The sequence below is a fragment of the Azonexus sp. MM2026_4 genome, assembly GCF_055901855.1.
On record NZ_CM148380.1, the window covers coordinates 3,669,407 to 3,685,368 of the forward strand.

The window sequence follows — 15,962 nt, forward strand, 5'->3', positions numbered from 1 at the left end:
ATGGGTGATTACGTCTGGTTCCACGACATATCGTGGCATGCCGCCTATGCCGTGTATTTTTTCGTGATCGGCATTCTGGCCGGCCTTTCCTTTCTCTCGTATGGCTCCTGGCGAACGCCGGCGCTGCGACCGCTGCGCGAAAAGGAGGCTTACGGCTCGTTCGCGCTGCTGGCGCTCGGCGGCATCCTGCTGATCGGCGATCTGTCGCAGCCCTTGCGCTTCCTCAACATCCTCAATCCCTTCTATCTCAACTTCACTTCGCCGCTGGCCTGGGGGGCGCTGAACATCGTCGCCTTCGGCGTCTGTTCCGTGTTGTACCTGCTCGCCTTGCGCAAGGGCGACGAGGCGCGCGGACGCTGGCTGGCGGGAGTCGTTGCGCTGCTGGCGCTCGGCCTGCCCGTTTATACCGGCTTCGATCTGACCGTGCATCAATCGCGGCCGGTCTGGAACACGCCGATCATGCCGGTGTTGTTCGTGGCCCTGGCGGTGGCTTCCGGTTCCGCCGTCGGCGCCTTGCTCGCCCTGGGCAATGCCGAAGCGCAGAAGGTCCTGCGCGAATACATGCTGTGGTCGGCAGCGGCGGTGGCGGTGATCCTGGTTTCGATCATGGGGACGACCAACTACGGCGGCTCGGCCTCCGAGCTGACGTTCATGATCATGACGACGGGGACGATGGGCTTGCTGTTCATCGGGGTTGGTTTCATCGCCGGCAGCGTTGCGCCGGCAGCGCTGCTCTATGCGCCGCTGGGGCGGAGTCAGAGCGTTGTCGTCGTTGCCGCGCTGCTCATCCTCGCCGGCAGCGCTGCCCTGCGCTACGTGATCCTGATCGCGCCGCAGCAACTGCAGACCCTGTACTGACCGATTCGTTCGAGGAGATACAACATGGAAATGCCGAAAGTAACGCGCCGTACCTTCCTCAAGGTCAGCGCAGCGACGGGGACCGCCGCCGCAGCGACCCCGCGCTTGTTGACCGCGATGGAAAACGAAATCGGGGGGCAGGATTTCAGCCCGGTGTCGGGGGCCGAACGCAAGGCCATCCCGGTCAACTGCCACGTTTGCAACATTCAGGACGGGGCCATCGCCTATGTCGAGAACGACCGCGTCGTCAAGCTCGAAGGTAATCCGGAGCATGTGTTGACGCGCGGGCGCCTGTGTGCCAAGGGCAACTCCGGGATGTGGTACAGCTACGATCCCGACCGCATCCTTTATCCCCTGAAGCGGGTGGGTGCCCGTGGCGAGGGCAAGTGGAAACGCATCACCTGGGACGAGGCCCTGGCGGAGTTGAGCGCCAAGCTGGACGCCGCGCTGGCCGAGGACCCCAATACCATCATGCTCAAGTACGGTCGCAACCGTACCGGCGGCACCATCAACCGCTTCATGGAAACCCTGGGCTCGGCGACCTTGCTGAACCACACCTCGGTGTGCGAATCGTCCAAGAAATGCGGCATGGAGCCGACCTGGGGGCCGGATATCGAGACGCCCGATTTCGCCAATACGAAATATGTCCTGAACTTCGGCTCGAATGTCCTGGAAGCTTCCTACTTCCATAATCCGCTGTCGCAGCGGGTGACCGAAGGGCGCGTCGACAACCACATGAAGATCGTCACCTTCGACGTCCGCCTGTCGAATACCGCCGGCTTCTCGGATGAATGGATTCCGGTATTCCCGGCAACCGACGGCGCCGTCGCCCTGGCCATCGGTCACGTCATCCTGCGCGAAGACTTGCAGGATTCCGAGTTCATCACCAACTGGACCAATGTCACGGTCGACGAACTGAAGGCGCACTACCGGCAATACACGCCGGAGTGGGCTGCCAAGATTTCCGGCGTCCCGGCGGAAACCATCGAGCGCATCGCGATCGAGTTCGGCTCCACCAAGCCGGCGACCTTGTTCACCTATCGCGGACCGGCCAAGCACCTGTATGGCTCGTACAACGAGAAGGCGTGCATGATGCTGCCGATCATCACCGGCAACGTCGAGAAGAAGGGCGGCTACTGCCTGCCGCGCGGCATGGGCTGGCCGCAGCCGATGCCGCTGCCGCCGAAGCCGGCGCACGATTCGGTGCTCGCCCATCCGCCGGAGTATCCGCTGGCTTCCCACAAGGTCAGCCATCTGGTGCCGTTCTGGATTGCCGAGGGGCGGCAGAAGGTCAATGTCTATTTCACCTATCAGGACAACCCGGTGTACACCAATCCGGGTGCGCAGACCGTCTGGGGCAAGTTGCTGCGGGACGAAAAGCTGATTCCCTATTTCGTTTCGATGAGTTCCCACATGGGCGAGGAGACGGCGCTGGCCGATCTCATCCTGCCCGATTGTCCCTACCTGGAGCGCTGGGAGCCGGAGTCGATGCCGAATTCGCTGTGGCCCTGGCTGGGGATCCGGCAGCCGGTACACAAGTCGCTCGGCGAATCCCGCGAGAACCGCGTCCTGTTGCGCGACATCATCTGGAAGCTCGATCCGGACGGCAAGCGCGGCATGAAGCAGTATTGGGATTTCAAGGATGGCGAAGACTACATGCGCCATCACTTCGACAACGTGCCGGGGCTGAAGGAGGCCGGCGGGCTGGATTTCCTCAAGAAGCACGGGGTCTGGCCGATTTACGGCAAGGTCGATCCGCGCACCGGCAAGGTGACCGACAAGACGGGACGCGAGATCAAGGCCGAGTACGGGCTGCACAGGAAGGAACTCTCGGCGGCCGACATGGCGGGGGCGACCGTCGATGCACGCGGCACCATCATGAAGAACGGCAAGGCCATCGGCGTTCGCCGGGAGGGCCGCAATTGCGTGGGTTTCCCGACGCCAAACCGCCTGATCAACGTGCGGGTCGATCTGTGGGCCGAATACGGTTTCAACCCCATGCCGACCTTCAAGCGCATCCCCTGGCACGAGAACATGGCCGACGATCAGATGATCCTGTCGACCTTCAAGCTCAACGTCCACAAACAGTCGCGGACCGCGGCGGTCAAGTGGCTGGCGGAAATCGCCCACAGCAACCCGGCCTGGATGAATCCCGAAACCGCCGCCAAGCTAGGCGTCAGGACCGGCGACCTGGTCCGCATCGAAAGTCCGGTCGGTTACCTGGTGACCAAGGCTTACGTGACGGAAGGCATCCACCCCAAGGTGGTGTCCATTCCAACCGGTTTCGGCCATTGGGAATATGGCCGTCTGGCCACGCTCAAGCTCAAGGACAAGAAGAGCGAGGCCAGCCACGGTGCGGATGATCCCGATCTCAACAACGTCTGGTGGGACGACAAGGGCGTACATCCGAACAACATCATTCCCGTCGTGGCCGACCCGATCGGCGGCTCCCAGGGCTGGTACGACACGGTGGTCAAGGTGACCAAGGCGGGGCCCGGCGACAAGTATGGCGATACCGCTGCCGACTGGGACAAGCACATGGCGGCGTTCAAGGAAACCATGCGTTATGCCTACACCGGCGACCTGCACCGCAAGATGCATCCGGAAATGGCGTCCTGGGGCGGGCCGGATAGCGTCAAGCACAAGGTGGCTGGCGGGCATTGAGGGTTTTTCCGTAGCGACGAGCTTGAGCCCGCCTCTCCTTTCCGGGCGGCGGGCTGTTTTTCGGGAGAGAACATGCTGGATAGCGTATTTGCCATTGAGCCGGGGCACCCCCCGGCGGCCGCGGTGGAGAAGCTCGATACCTTTGCCCTGGCGGAAGAATGCCTGGCCCGTGCCGGCGTGTACCGGATGATGGCAGGCGTCTTCATCGAGGAAGCCGGTCCGGACTTCCTCCGGGCCATGCGGGCCCCCGGCTTGATCGAGCAACTGGCGGCAGCCGGCATCCATTTTGACGACGATTTCCTCGTCGCCGATCCGGGCTTGCTCGAAGATACCCTGGCCTGTGAGTACGCGACGCTTTTCGCATCGTCCGGGGGCTTCCCGCCGGTCGAATCGGTGCGTCTGATGGGGCGTTTCAAGCAGGAGCCGCATTTCCAGGTGGCGCAGATTTATCGCCAGGCCGGTTTTCAGTTGAACAAGGGGCGTTTCGAGGTGTTCCCGGATCAACTGGGGGTCGAACTGTCGTTCGTCGGCGAACTCCTGATCCGCTGCGCCGGCGCCCTGGAAGGCGGCGACCTGGAGGGCTACCGGCGCCTCGACAAGGAGATCAAGCGTTTCTGGACCCTCCATCTGGGGCGTTGGGTACGCGGTTACTGCCGCTTGATCGAACGTGCCGCCAATCATTCCTTTTATCGCGCAATGGCGCGTTTTCTCGGTGGGTTTGCCGAGGAAGAGATCGCCGCCATGAAACTGAGGAATCTCGAAGATCTCGACATGGGGCGCGCCGTGGTTCCCAAGAGCGAGGTCAAGGTCGAGTTCAACCCCGACGAACCGGTGTGCGGCGGCTGCCAGCCGGCGCCGCAAGGGGCGGCGGCCGCGGTGCACAAGCTGCACGATCTGCGCTTTTAGGAGATGTCGCATGCTGCTCGATCTGCATTCCCGGCCCATCCTTCCGCCTGATCGCCAGGTCTTGTCCGAACTCGACTGGCGCGAGGTGGCGGCGATGTGGGACAACAATCAACTGGGGCAACTGCACGACTGGTTGAACGAGCGCTGGTCCCGTCTGGTTCGCAACAGCATCCTCGGTCAGCAGGACCCCGAGGCGGAATTCCTGCAGGCGCTGGCCTTTGCCGTCCTGGCGCTGTTTTTCACCCAGAACCAGAATCAGGAGGGCGCGCAACTGCTCGCCGACGACGCACTGATGGCCCTGAATCGCTATCGTCCCAGCTATCTGGGCGTGGCGATCGAGCCGATATTCGGCGCCCTGCAGGAATTGCGTCCGCTGCTGAGTGGCCTGGCGGCTGACGATCCCTGCCCGGTTTATCCCTTCGTCTATCCCCGTTTTCAATACCATAACGCGACCCCATGAGTCCGGAATTCTGCTGCCTGGGCACGGCTTTCGACGAGTTGCTCGGCGCCCGGCAAATCCTGCCCGCCGCCGCCTTGGCGCCCGCGCAACTGGGCGAGGTCGGCGGCGTGATTCTCGCCAGCGGAACGGAAGCCGAGGCGGTGCGCTTGCTGGCGGCCGGGGCGCCGCGCCTGCTCCTCGGTCTGGCGGCGATTGGCGATGGCGAAGTCATCGCCCGACTGAGCGAACGCTTCGGCGCCGAGCGGGTCGGGGTTTGCGTCGCCGCCCGGCCCATGGTTGTGAGCTGGTCTTTCGAGACGGTATCCAATGCCGATTTCAAGGTGGTTGCGCCCTCGCTGGGCGCGCCGACCTGGGAAGTCGTCGATGACGACGGTTCGGGGACGGGCGCCCATGCCGACTGGTGGCTGCGGGAAATGGGCGCGCGCGGTGCGACGACCTTCCTGCTCAACGCGGACATCCGCGACGATGACGATCTGAACATCTGCGCCGGCCTGGCGGAAGAATTCGGCGACCGGCTCTGGCTGGCGCCGGTGAACGAAGCCGATTCGGCAATCGCCGACGGAATCGCCTTGGCCGGGCTGCGCCAGTTTGCCTTGCCGCCAGCGCTTTTCCAGCGCTGCGGCCAATGGGAGGAAATTTGTCACGAGGACTTGTCAGGGGAGGCCGCATGATCCGTCGCGTTTCGTGTGCCATCCTGCTGCTCGTCCTCTCCGGGCTGGCGCTGGCTGGCGGCAAGCTGCTCGGGCGCGACGAACTGGTCTTCATGCAACGTCTCAATCCGGCGTGCTGCGTCATCGATGCGCGGGCGGCGACGGCACGCGGGGGCAGGCCGCTCAAGGAGGCCATTGCCTATCATCCGGACCTGGCCATCCAGCCCAGCTCAACGGTGTTGGTCGTGGCCGACAGCGATCGGGCGGCGCTGAAAGTGGTCGCCGCGCTGGAAAGGAAGCATCCGGGCAAAGCCGTCGTCGCGGTCAAGGGCGGTGCGCCGACCTGGCAGGCGGTATTGACCCGGCTGGCCGAATTGAGCGAGGGCGAAAGTGTGCAGTTCGTCATTCCGCACAACACCTGCGAAACCGGCAATCCCTTGCAGACCCTGCAAAGCAAGCCGAAATGACCTTGTCGACACCGACCCTGCGGGCCACCAACTGCACCCGCTACCGCTACCGCTACAGCGAGTGCAGCCGCTGCGCCGATGCCTGCCCGCACGCGGCGATCACGCTCGATGACCGTGGGGCGGCTGTCGATGCGGGCAATTGCCAGAATTGCGCGCTGTGCATCAGTGCCTGTCACACCGGCGCCTGGTCGAGCGATGCCTTCCGGATCATCGACCTGCTGCGCCAGGCGATCCGCTTGCCGGCGTGGCAGGTGGCCTGCGCTCCCTCCGCCGCTTCCGGCGACGCCATCGTGCCTTGTCTGGGGGCGATCGACGGGGTGACGCTGGCCTACCTGGCGCGCCGCCGGATTCCCGTCACGCTGCACGGGAGCTGGGCCTGCGCGCGTTGTCCGCACGGCGCGGCAGGCGCTGCGCAACTGGCGGCCAACCTGGAGGCCTGCGCGCTGCTCGCCACCGCGGCGGCGGACGATGCCGCGCCGGCAGCGGACTGGGTCATGCCGGTGTTGGCGCCAGCTCCCGCGCATCTGGCAGACGGCGGTGAAGGCGAAGCTTTCGCGCCGGGGCGGCGGCAGTTGTTCCGCCGCCTGTTTGGCCGGGGAGTCGATACGGTCATCCTCGGGGCGAGCCCGGGCGAGGCGCCGCCGATTCCGGAGCGGGCGATCCGGGCGGCAGCCTATTCCGTCAGCGAACAGCGCGAACTGCTCCAGATCGTCTGCCAGGCAAAGCCGGAGCGGCCCTTCATGCTGCCCATTCACGAGGCCCTGCCTTTCCTTGAGCTGTCGCTGCAGCCGGGATGCACCGCGTGCGAGGCCTGCTTCCGCGTCTGTCCGACGGCCGCCATCCAGGTCGAGGAAAATCCGGACGCCTGGGCCCTGCAGTTTCGCGCGGATCGCTGCGTCGGTTGTCAGGTTTGCCTGGAAGTTTGCCAACCCCGCGTCCTTGACGCCGAGACCGTGGCCGACGCGACGCCCGGGCGCCCGCCGAAAGATCTTCTGCGCTTGAACAAGCAGCGCTGCCAGCGTTGCGATCGCCATTTTGTCTCCGCCGTGCCGCAACAGACCTGTCCGGTGTGCAGCGACGACGAAGACGCTTTCGCAGCCATCTTTGGCTGAATGGAGGAGAGGGAGATGAACTGGGAATTTACCCCTGAAGACGTCGTCAAAGCCCGGGTCGACTACGGTCTGGCGGACTTTCGCGCGGCACTGGACCAGGAAGTCAGGCTGAACATGCCGGGCGCCGGCGAAGCCCAGGTACGGCGCTGCTTCAACCTGCTTTACGACTTGTGTTACGCCCAGGCAACCAGCAAGGAACTCGACGCCTTCCTTGAGTCCTATGCCTACGATCCGCCGACCGTGGAATTCCTGCGCGAGCTGCAGCCGCTGATGGCCGATAACGTGGCGATGCTGGGCGCCATCCTGCAGCGCCTGATCATGGACCGCGTCGAGGCCGGCATGCCGCTGGAACAGGCAGTGGCGGACACCGCCGCCTGGCATGCCGAGCAGGCCAGCCAGCCGGTATTGCAGGAAGCCTGAGACGATGCATGCCGCGACCTGCGGTGCCGACATTTTCGCGGAGCAGACATGAAGCCGAGCCAGCAGCCCTTGATCGACCGCTACGGTCGCCGCGTCGAGTACCTGCGCCTGTCGGTGACGGATCGCTGCGACCTGCGCTGTTCCTATTGCATGCCCAAGGATTTTGCTGGTTACGAAGAACCGGCGCATTGGCTGCGTTTCGACGAAATCGAACGCATCCTCGGCCTGTTTGCCCGGCGTGGCTTGCGCCGGGTGCGCCTGACCGGGGGCGAGCCGCTGATGCGCAATCGTGTCGCCGAACTGGCGGCACGTATCAAGGCGATTCCCGGGATCGACGATCTTTCCCTGAGCACCAATGGCACCCACCTGGAAAAACATGCCGCCGCCTTGCGCCGGGCCGGAGTCGATCGCCTCAACGTCAGTCTGGATACGCTGATCCCGGAGCGCTTCGCCCAGATCACCCGGCGCGATGTGCTGCCGGACGTGCTGGCGGGGCTGCAGGCGGCCCGCCAGCAAGGCTTTTCGCCGATCAAGATCAACATGGTCTGGCTCGCCGGAACCAATACCGACGAGCTGGAGCGGATGATCGCCTTCTGCCGGGAAGGCGGCTTCATCCTGCGCCTGATCGAAACGATGCCGATGGGGCAGACCGGGCAGGCCGCGAAATTCACCAGCCTGGCGCCGCTCATCGAGCAACTCAAGCAACGCTTCCAGTTGCTCGACGGACTGATTCCCGGCGGCGGCCCGGCTCGCTATCTGGTCAGTGGCGACGGGCGTTTCAGTCTGGGCTTCATCACGCCGATCTCCCAGCATTTCTGCGCCACCTGCAATCGGGTCCGGCTGACCGTCGACGGCGCCCTGCATCTCTGCCTGGGCCAGGAAGACCGACTCGACCTGCGGGGCCTGCTGCGCGCCGGCGCCAGCGATGACGAACTTGATGCGGCGCTGACCGACGCCCTGCAACGCAAACCGGAGCGGCACGAGTTCATCGAGAAACCGGAGCGGACCCTGCGCTTCATGTCGATGACCGGGGGCTAGCCGGTATTGACTGCTGCAACAAATCCGTCACTTTCCTGAAAACAAGGCAGCAGCGGCCGTCGTTACACTCAGCGGCGTGTGACAACCGCCTGAGGTGAAATGCGATGAGTGAAGTAAAAAACGTATTGTTCCTGTGTACCGGCAATTCCGCCCGTTCGATCATGGCCGAGGCCATCATGAACGACATCAGCATCAACAAGGGGCGCTTCCGCGGTTTCAGTGCCGGCAGCATCCCGAATGGCGCGGTCAACCCGCTGGCCATCGAACAATTGCAGAACCTGCACCTGTCGACCACCGGCTTGCGCAGCAAGTCCTGGGACGAGTTTGCCGTGCCGGGGGCGCCGCAGATGGATTTCGTCTTTACCGTCTGCGACAACGCTGCCGGCGAAGTCTGCCCGGTCTGGCCGGGGCAGCCGATGACCGCGCATTGGGGGATTCCCGACCCCGCCGCTGTCGAGGAAAGCGACTTCGAGAAACATCGGGCATTCGTCGAAGCCTTCCGCCAGTTGCGCAACCGCATCGAACTGCTGGTCAATCTGCCGCTCGACAAGCTGGACCGTATTGCCTTGCAGAAACACCTCGACCAGATCGGCCAGACGCCGGTTGAAAGCGCGGTTGTCTGAGCGAATCCGGGGCGCGCGATTCGCAGCCAGGCAGGGCGCCGGTTCCTGCCTGGCTGCTTGCCCGGCATTCGCTTTTCCGGCCAGCGCGCGGGCTCGAACGCTGGCGCCTCAGCCGCGCTTCAGCCAGGCCAGTAACTCATCCTTGCCCGGCATGCGTCCGGCGACCTTGACCTCCTCGTCGACCACCAGGGCTGGCGTGGTCATCACCGGGTAGGCCATGATCTGTTCCAGGTCGCGGACGTGTTCGAAATCCGCGGTCAGGCCGAGTTCGGCGACGGCTTCGCGGGTCAGTTGTTCGAGGCGGTTGCACTTGGCGCAGCCGCTGCCGAGAATCTTGATCAACATGATGCACTCCTTTCGCTTCAGCTATTACGCAGGCGCGCCAGCAGGTGGGTGGCGCCGACGATGCCGCCGACCAGGGCGGCGATCAAGGCCGCCAGGAGCAGCGGCGAGCTGCCGTCGATCCAGGCGCCGTAAGTCAGGCCGGCCAGTGTCGAGAACAGGGCAACGAGGCCGACATAGGTCCAGGCGCGCAGCTTGCCGATGATGGCGGCGGTAATCAGGATACTCTGCAGCGACAGTTCCGGGTCGGCCATCAGGTAGGCGATCAGCGGGCCCGGATGCATGCCGAGCGACAGGAACATCTTGGCGATCGGCACTTCGACCAGGGTCGGGAAGTACATGAAGACGCCGAAGGCGACGCCGGCCAGATTGGCGAGCAGCGTGTTGCTGCCGGCCACGGCCTGAATCCAGGCCGGTTGGATGAAGACGCGGATGACGCCGACCAGGAAGACACCGACGATCAGCAGCGGGAAAATCTGTTTGACGAAACGCCAGGTTTCCCAAAGCCACTGTTGCATTTCCCAGCGCTCGAAGCGCCGGGCCAACGGCAGCAGGACGGCGCATAGTGCGGCGACGGCGAGGGTGCGGCCGCTGAGGGTGAATGTCAGCTCGCCTGCACTCGCCTTGATGCCGGTGGCGGCGAAGGCCAGCGTGCCGGCAATCAGCAGCAGGCAGGCCCCAGTGAGCCGATTGAAGCCATCCTCGACCCGGCCCAGGCCGTGCCAGGCCAGCGCGCCGATGGCAACGAGCAGGGCGATCAGAACGCCGCCGTGCAGGCTCAAGGCTTCGGCGCCGATGGCGGCATTGGCCGGCACCCAGCGGTCAAGCTGACTTTGCACGACGGAGGCGTCGCCGGCCGGCAGATGAAATTCGAGCAGGGCGGTCTGGAGAAAATCAAGCTTCAGCGTACCGGCCAGCAGCAGAGCGACCAGGGCGCCGAGGAACAGCCAGGTCTGGCGCGTGATCCCTTCGCCGGCGGCGAAAGTCCGCGGATCGATCGGGCGGGCGGTGTCGTCGGCGGCGAATATGGCGGCCATGATCAGACCGATGCCAATGCCGAAGGAGAGTGCGAGGACGATGCGGGCGATGGCGAAATCGGCGCCCAGGGCGACGCCGGTGTAGGACAGGGCGAGGATGTTGGCAGCCGGCGCGAAGAAGAGAAAGGTGATGGCCGGCCCGAGTCCGGCGCCCTTCTTGTAGATGCCGGCGAACAGCGGCTGGATGGTGCACGAACAGACCGCCAGCAGGCTGCCGGCTCCGGCCGCCGCCGGGTAGGAAATCCATTTCGGCGCTGCCGGCCCGAGAAAGCGGATGATCGATTGCTGTGGCACCAACGCCGACAGCGCGCCGGCGATGAAAAAGGCGGGCACCAGGCAAAGCAGCACATGCGCCGCCAGATAGGAGGCCAGGCTGGCCAAGCCGCCCTGCAAGGCGGTAATCAGGAGTTCCATGGTGTTTTCCTTTCCCCGGATGTCCGCGCAATCGTCTCACCGATGGAGACGATTGTGCGCCTGGAAAGATGCAGCCTTTCCGGGAGTGTTCTCGCTTGCCCGCTGCAAGCGCTTGCCATCCGGGTTTGCAGCAGTTCATGGTCGCGACTGCTGCGCTGAAGATGTCACCGTCGTCGCTCCGCCTCCGGTTCGTCGATGTCGTTTGCTGCTTGCCGGGGTCTGGAAATGGCTGCCGGCGACGACAGCAATCGACAGCGGCGCACGCCAGGCTGATCGCCAGCGGCGCCCTGTTTCAGGCACAAGCCATGGCCGAAATCTGGCGCCGGACATGCCCATCCTCGTCGCGTGCCAGACGCGCCAGCGCCAGCAATTCGGGATCGGCGAGCGATTGCGCGGCCCCGCTTTCGATCAGGTCGAGCGCCGCCTCGAGCACGTCAAGCAGAACCCCGTTCGAGGCCTGCACCAGCGCCCTCGCCGCCGCGTGCCGGGAGATGTCGGGCGCCTGCCCCGGTAGCGCCAGGTGGGTGTCGAACAGCAAGCCGCGCAGCACGTTCCAGGTCGGGTTGGCGCCGTAGTTCCTGCCTTCGAAAGCGAGCAGGCAGAAATCCCAGAGCAGATCGACCGCCGGATCGAGAAAGCGATACTCGGCGTCCAGCGCCGCGCCGTTCAGCCTGCCTTCCTCGCGCAGGCGGCGCTCGATCGGCGTTCCCACGTAGGGCAGGGTGCGACAGAAGCCGGCCACCGCCCAGCCATCCTCGGTAAAGCGGCGGAGGAACGCCAGGTTGTTGCGCGCGGTGGCCAGCGTGGACCAGGGTTCGAGCAGCATGAAACCGAAATCGAAACTGAGATCGAGGCGACGCAAAGTGTCGCCCGCCGCAAGATGGACCTCGGGCTGCAGGTGCTTGTTGAGCGCCGCCAGGTCGTCCGGATCGCCGGACTCGACGCCGAGATAGACGTGACAGAGCCCGGCATCGATCAGCGGTGTCAGGACGTCGCTCCGGACCTCGTCGGAACGGCAGGCAATCTTGAAGCGCATGCGCTCGTGCAAGCGCCGCGCGCGGAATTCGGCGGCGAGCTGCATTGCCCAGCGACGTGCCGCCGGCCCGCCGGCCAGGAAATCGTCGTCCTGGAACAGGATGATGCGCACGCCGCGCTGCTCGACCAGCGTCGCGACTTCATCGGCGACCCGGGCCGGATCGCGGCGGCGGCGCCCCTTGGTGCCGTTCGCCGCATAAAAGGAAATGATCGAGCAGAACGAGCATTGCCATGGGCAGCCGCGCGACGCCAGGACCGACGCCATGGGCAAGGCCTGCGCGCGATAGTCGATGTCGCGGCGATCCGGCATCTCGTAGTCGTCGAGGCCTACGGTCGGAACGCGCGGCGTGGTGAGGCGCGGCGTCTCGCCGTCGCGCCAGGCGATGCCGGCGACTTCGCGCCATTGCGACGGATCGTCCAGCTTGGCAACGATTTCCGCCAGCGTTTCCTCGCCTTCGAAACGGACCACCGAATCCAGTTGCGGGATTTGCTGCAGCAGGGCCGCCGGCTCGAACGAGGCATAGTGTCCGCCGACGGTGAAATGCGCCTTGACCCCGATTTCGCGCAGCGCCTGCATGAGCCGCCCGAAGGCTGGAACCATGTACTGGAAAATCAGCGAGAACCCGACCAGGTCGGGTTTTTCCGCTTCGATCACCGGCAGCAGGCGGGCCGGATCGTCGCCAAAAGCGACGATCCGCGTATGGTGCCCATCGCGCAACAAACGGCTTGAGAGATAGCGGATGCCAAGATTGTCCTGGTCCTCGTAGCCGACCAGGACAATCCGACGCGGTGGCGCCATCTACTTGGCCGGCTTCTTGGTCCGCGTCTGCTTGGCGGCCGGTGCCTTCGCCGCCAGCGACTCAAGGAACTTGACCGCCGCCTGACCGCGCTTGAGCGTCGTCTGGGTGCTGACGATGGTCCGTTTCAGTTCCTGGGCCGACATCTTGGGCGCCGCTTCCAGCAATCCCTCGAAGGCATCGCTCGACGTCGGACGCTGACCGCGCACCATGTCGAGCGTTTCGCTGATCAGCTTCAGGCGGATCACGTCTTCCGGCGAAGGATCGCCCTTGTCGATGTATTTGCCGAGCAGGCCACCGGCCAGCACTTCGCGCAGGCGCCCGAGCAAGCCGCTATGGTCCGGCGGTGGCGGTGTGACATAACCGGCCAGCAAGGTCGCGCCGCCGCCCTGGGCCACCGTGAAATCGCCCGAGCCGGCATTTTCCAGGCCGGAAACGCCGCTCCCCGAACTGAGCCCGGAAACCGTGTCGTCATTTTCGGCAAAGAAACCGCTATCGTCGCCGCCGTAGATCAATTGCACCCACGACGAAAAGTGGACCAGCGGCTCGCTGCTGCTGCGCTGCATCTGCGCCACGGCATGCAGGGTGGCGGCACCCCACTGGGTGCGCGCGACGTGATCGTCGCCCTGCCAGGGCCAGGCGACGTTGGCGGCGCCCGGGCCATTGACGAAGCTGCTGCCCGGGCCGTCGATCGGCGTCGGCGTCATGGTCGATTGACCGATCCAGTAGGCGCCGGTGCCAACCAGCGGTTGCGGCGTGCCATCCGGACCGACCACGCCGTACCACGCCACGGCATGCCAGTCGGTCCAGTTTTCCGGATGATTGAAGGTCCAGCGTACCGTCCGCTTGTTGGTGATGCGCCGCCCGGTATCCCAGAACAGGAATGCCAGCTGCTGATTGTCCGGCCCCAGCAGGAAGGGGGGGGCGGTCTGGTCGAGGGTGGTTCCGGCGACGGCAACGTTCACGCTGATCGAGCCGAAACCGACCAGCGAATTGGCAGCGGCATATTGCTTGGCTGAGGACGAAAAATGCGACATTTGTCTTCTCCTGATGGATTTATATATTCGCCATGCCGCACAACAACAAGCCGATGCAGCATGGCGGAACCGCTCTCGGGTGCCTGGGCGGATCAGGCAGAATCCGCTGAAAGTATCCGCTGCGGTATCCGATTGTCATCACCTTAACGCAGGAGCAATTTTCGTTGCAACAATTCCGGAAATATCTTTTTGGAATTGTTGGCATCCCGGGATTGGGGGGCGGCAAACGACCGTGTCGCAAACCCGGTTGCGGCATCGGGAAGCAAGCAAGCGACTTGGCTAAACGCACTCGGCGCCCCCTTTTGCGAAGTCCGTCGCTGCTCTGGGCGGCGCCCCGGAGACGCTTGCCAAGCCTGAGGCTGGCTTAATTGACCTGGTTCTTGCCGGCGTGCTTGGCTGAGTAAAGCGCCTGGTCGGCGCGTTTGAGGATCTCTGTCGGCGTTGCACCGCCAGCGCGGACATGGGCCACGCCGGCGCTGGCACTGATGGCGACGGTCTCGTCGGCGCCACTCAGGCGGATCGGGCTGGCGATGGCGGCGAGAAAGCGCCGGGCAATCTCGCGGGCGGCGGCGGCGTCCGGGCAGTCGTGCAGGATGACGGCGAACTCGTCGCCGCCCAGCCGGGTCGCCAGGTCTTCCTGGCGATTGACGTTGTTCAGTCGGGCGCCGATAACGCGCAGGACTTCGTCGCCGGCATCGTGGCCGTAGCGGTCGTTGACCGGCTTGAAGCCGTCGAGGTCCATCATCACCACGGCGAAGGGTCGGCCCTCTTCCTGCCAGGCCAGGATGGCCGCTTCCATCGCCAGAAGCAGGCTGGCCCGGTTGGGCAGGTCGGTGAGCATGTCGCGGAAGGCCAGGCGCTGCATCGTCTCCTCGGTGCGTCGCCGCAGCGTGATGTCCTCGACGGTCAGGATGGCCATCACCGGCACGATGTCCTCGTGCAGGATCATCGACAGTTCGCACAGGATGGGCGTGCCGTCGTTCTTGCGCAGCACGACTTCGACCTTGTCGATCAGCTTGTCGCGCGCTTCGCGCAGGCCTTGCATCAGCGACGACCAGGTGTCCGGGTCGGCCCAGATCGGCGACTGGCCGAACTGGCTGTGTTCGCCGTCGAGCGGGCCGATGGTGCGGATCCAGGCGGCATTGACGTTGACGATGCGGTCGGTGTCGATGCGGATCACCGCCGCCGCGATCGGCATTACCCGCAGCAGATCGAGCAGCCGGCTCTTCATCAGGCGGACGGCGTTGATCAGTGGCGTTTCGCCGGAGATTTCGGGCGGCTTCTCCTCAACCAGATTGCCCTGCACGATCTGTTGCGCCAGGTGAATCACGTGCTGGCCTTCGTAGCCTTCGCGGCGCAGCCAGATTGCCAGGTAGCCCATCATGCCGACGAAGGGCAGGAAATAGGCGACGTGCAGGCCGAGCAGCAGCCAGAACTGCTTGCTGTCGAAAACGAAGATCGGCGCGCCGAGCGCCTGCGCGTAGCCGAGGACCAGATGGTGCAGGTAGATGACGACGGTAGCGGCGAGGATGGTGCGCCAGTCGCGGTAATAGAGCAGGACGCCGATCAGCCCGAAGGCCGAGAAATGGGCCTCGATGTCGCCGCCGGTCTGGTGGATGATCAGGCCGGTGAACACCATGAAGGCGCTGGCCATGAACAGGCGCGTCAGCAGCGCTCCCGGCTGCCGGCGCAGCAGGACCAGGGAAAGGAGCAGGGTCGGCAGGCCGATCAGCAGGCATTCCGCCCAGGTCGAGCGCAGCGGCGCCAACGCCGTGCAGACCAGCAGCAGGAAGACATTCATGCCGACCATGATGCGGTCGGCGCGGACCCGGAACGGAAGCAGCAGTTCGTCGAAGGCCGCTTCGGCGGCGAACGGGCGGCCGATCATCAGCGGCCGATGCACATGAAGCCCAGCCAGGCGTCCTGCCAGGCGAAGAAACCCAGCGCCAGCAGCGAATAGAGCAGCCAGCCGACAACCCAGAGACGGTCGCGGCGAAGGCGCTGGCTGGCGGATGGGGCCTGGCGGCAGGCTGATGACATGGCGGGCGCGGGAAAAGCGGGAGCGCTCATGCTACGCCGAAGCCGCCGGGCAACGCCAGCCG

The 15,962-nt window shown here is 64.8% G+C and carries 16 protein-coding genes; 10 read left to right on the plus strand and 6 right to left on the minus strand.

Going from position 1 to position 15,962, the window contains the following annotated elements:
- From nrfD to AC0KWY_RS17340, 10 genes are all read left to right on the plus strand, one after another.
- The gene (gene nrfD / locus AC0KWY_RS17295) at window positions 1-858 is read left to right on the plus strand and encodes an NrfD/PsrC family molybdoenzyme membrane anchor subunit (RefSeq protein WP_474026710.1); all 858 of its coding nucleotides are present in this window, start codon (window positions 1-3) and stop codon (window positions 856-858) included.
- Between the two features lie 24 nt (window positions 859-882).
- A complete protein-coding gene (locus tag AC0KWY_RS17300; RefSeq protein WP_474026711.1) occupies window positions 883-3,522 on the plus strand; it encodes a molybdopterin-dependent oxidoreductase in 2,640 nt (879 codons plus the stop codon).
- A 72-nt stretch (window positions 3,523-3,594) separates the two neighbouring features.
- A complete protein-coding gene (locus tag AC0KWY_RS17305) occupies window positions 3,595-4,428 on the plus strand; it encodes a TorD/DmsD family molecular chaperone (RefSeq protein ID WP_474026712.1) in 834 nt (277 codons plus the stop codon).
- 10 nt (window positions 4,429-4,438) lie between these two features.
- Window positions 4,439-4,888, plus strand: coding sequence for a DUF309 domain-containing protein (locus AC0KWY_RS17310; RefSeq protein ID WP_474026713.1), 450 nt, complete (start codon window positions 4,439-4,441; stop codon window positions 4,886-4,888).
- Window positions 4,885-5,559 carry a hypothetical protein gene (locus tag AC0KWY_RS17315; protein ID WP_474026714.1) on the plus strand — a complete coding sequence of 225 codons (675 nt, stop codon included), beginning with the start codon at window positions 4,885-4,887 and terminating at the stop codon, window positions 5,557-5,559. The genes AC0KWY_RS17310 and AC0KWY_RS17315 overlap by 4 nt, the downstream gene beginning before the upstream one ends.
- The gene (locus AC0KWY_RS17320) at window positions 5,556-6,005 is read left to right on the plus strand and encodes a hypothetical protein (RefSeq protein ID WP_474026715.1); all 450 of its coding nucleotides are present in this window, start codon (window positions 5,556-5,558) and stop codon (window positions 6,003-6,005) included. The genes AC0KWY_RS17315 and AC0KWY_RS17320 overlap by 4 nt, the downstream gene beginning before the upstream one ends.
- A complete protein-coding gene (locus AC0KWY_RS17325) occupies window positions 6,002-7,117 on the plus strand; it encodes a 4Fe-4S dicluster domain-containing protein (RefSeq protein WP_474026716.1) in 1,116 nt (371 codons plus the stop codon). Before AC0KWY_RS17320 ends, AC0KWY_RS17325 begins: the two co-directional genes overlap by 4 nt.
- A gap of 15 nt (window positions 7,118-7,132) precedes the next feature.
- Window positions 7,133-7,537 carry a hypothetical protein gene (locus AC0KWY_RS17330; protein ID WP_474026717.1) on the plus strand — a complete coding sequence of 135 codons (405 nt, stop codon included), beginning with the start codon at window positions 7,133-7,135 and terminating at the stop codon, window positions 7,535-7,537.
- Between the two features lie 48 nt (window positions 7,538-7,585).
- Window positions 7,586-8,575, plus strand: coding sequence for a GTP 3',8-cyclase MoaA (moaA, locus tag AC0KWY_RS17335; protein ID WP_474026718.1), 990 nt, complete (start codon window positions 7,586-7,588; stop codon window positions 8,573-8,575).
- A gap of 104 nt (window positions 8,576-8,679) precedes the next feature.
- Complete coding sequence (locus AC0KWY_RS17340; RefSeq protein ID WP_474026719.1) at window positions 8,680-9,198, plus strand: arsenate reductase ArsC; 519 nt, start codon at window positions 8,680-8,682, stop codon at window positions 9,196-9,198.
- A gap of 108 nt (window positions 9,199-9,306) precedes the next feature.
- Here AC0KWY_RS17340 and AC0KWY_RS17345 read toward each other — a convergent pair whose 3' ends face one another.
- The 6 genes from AC0KWY_RS17345 to AC0KWY_RS17370 form a co-directional block, all read right to left on the minus strand.
- Window positions 9,307-9,543 carry a thioredoxin family protein gene (locus AC0KWY_RS17345; RefSeq protein WP_474026720.1) on the minus strand — a complete coding sequence of 79 codons (237 nt, stop codon included), beginning with the start codon at window positions 9,541-9,543 and terminating at the stop codon, window positions 9,307-9,309.
- 17 nt (window positions 9,544-9,560) lie between these two features.
- On the minus strand, window positions 9,561-10,991 hold the full coding sequence (locus AC0KWY_RS17350; protein ID WP_474026721.1) for a permease: 1,431 nt from the start codon (window positions 10,989-10,991) through the stop codon (window positions 9,561-9,563).
- A 292-nt stretch (window positions 10,992-11,283) separates the two neighbouring features.
- Complete coding sequence (locus AC0KWY_RS17355) at window positions 11,284-12,825, minus strand: B12-binding domain-containing radical SAM protein (protein WP_474026722.1); 1,542 nt, start codon at window positions 12,823-12,825, stop codon at window positions 11,284-11,286.
- A complete protein-coding gene (locus tag AC0KWY_RS17360; protein WP_474026723.1) occupies window positions 12,826-13,860 on the minus strand; it encodes a hypothetical protein in 1,035 nt (344 codons plus the stop codon). It lies immediately after the preceding gene.
- A gap of 364 nt (window positions 13,861-14,224) precedes the next feature.
- Window positions 14,225-15,748, minus strand: coding sequence for a diguanylate cyclase domain-containing protein (locus tag AC0KWY_RS17365; protein WP_474026724.1), 1,524 nt, complete (start codon window positions 15,746-15,748; stop codon window positions 14,225-14,227).
- The gene (locus AC0KWY_RS17370) at window positions 15,748-15,900 is read right to left on the minus strand and encodes a hypothetical protein (RefSeq protein ID WP_474026725.1); all 153 of its coding nucleotides are present in this window, start codon (window positions 15,898-15,900) and stop codon (window positions 15,748-15,750) included. The genes AC0KWY_RS17365 and AC0KWY_RS17370 overlap by 1 nt, the downstream gene beginning before the upstream one ends.
- Window positions 15,901-15,962 lie beyond the last annotated feature (62 nt).

Bases quoted from the DNA above. Each gene is read 5' to 3' on its own strand.
- AC0KWY_RS17330 (WP_474026717.1), top strand. From the start codon at position 7,133: ATGAACTGGGAATTTACCCCTGAAGACGTCGTCAAAGCCCGGGTCGAC.
- AC0KWY_RS17325 (WP_474026716.1), top strand. From the start codon at position 6,002: ATGACCTTGTCGACACCGACCCTGCGGGCCACCAACTGCACCCGCTAC.
- AC0KWY_RS17355 (WP_474026722.1), bottom strand. From the start codon at position 12,825: ATGGCGCCACCGCGTCGGATTGTCCTGGTCGGCTACGAGGACCAGGAC.
- AC0KWY_RS17305 (WP_474026712.1), top strand. From the start codon at position 3,595: ATGCTGGATAGCGTATTTGCCATTGAGCCGGGGCACCCCCCGGCGGCC.
- AC0KWY_RS17370 (WP_474026725.1), bottom strand. From the start codon at position 15,900: ATGTCATCAGCCTGCCGCCAGGCCCCATCCGCCAGCCAGCGCCTTCGC.
- AC0KWY_RS17345 (WP_474026720.1), bottom strand. From the start codon at position 9,543: ATGTTGATCAAGATTCTCGGCAGCGGCTGCGCCAAGTGCAACCGCCTC.
- AC0KWY_RS17300 (WP_474026711.1), top strand. From the start codon at position 883: ATGGAAATGCCGAAAGTAACGCGCCGTACCTTCCTCAAGGTCAGCGCA.
- AC0KWY_RS17350 (WP_474026721.1), bottom strand. From the start codon at position 10,991: ATGGAACTCCTGATTACCGCCTTGCAGGGCGGCTTGGCCAGCCTGGCC.
- AC0KWY_RS17320 (WP_474026715.1), top strand. From the start codon at position 5,556: ATGATCCGTCGCGTTTCGTGTGCCATCCTGCTGCTCGTCCTCTCCGGG.
- AC0KWY_RS17315 (WP_474026714.1), top strand. From the start codon at position 4,885: ATGAGTCCGGAATTCTGCTGCCTGGGCACGGCTTTCGACGAGTTGCTC.
- AC0KWY_RS17365 (WP_474026724.1), bottom strand. From the start codon at position 15,748: ATGATCGGCCGCCCGTTCGCCGCCGAAGCGGCCTTCGACGAACTGCTG.
- moaA (WP_474026718.1), top strand. From the start codon at position 7,586: ATGAAGCCGAGCCAGCAGCCCTTGATCGACCGCTACGGTCGCCGCGTC.
- nrfD (WP_474026710.1), top strand. From the start codon at position 1: ATGGGTGATTACGTCTGGTTCCACGACATATCGTGGCATGCCGCCTAT.
- AC0KWY_RS17340 (WP_474026719.1), top strand. From the start codon at position 8,680: ATGAGTGAAGTAAAAAACGTATTGTTCCTGTGTACCGGCAATTCCGCC.
- AC0KWY_RS17310 (WP_474026713.1), top strand. From the start codon at position 4,439: ATGCTGCTCGATCTGCATTCCCGGCCCATCCTTCCGCCTGATCGCCAG.
- AC0KWY_RS17360 (WP_474026723.1), bottom strand. From the start codon at position 13,860: ATGTCGCATTTTTCGTCCTCAGCCAAGCAATATGCCGCTGCCAATTCG.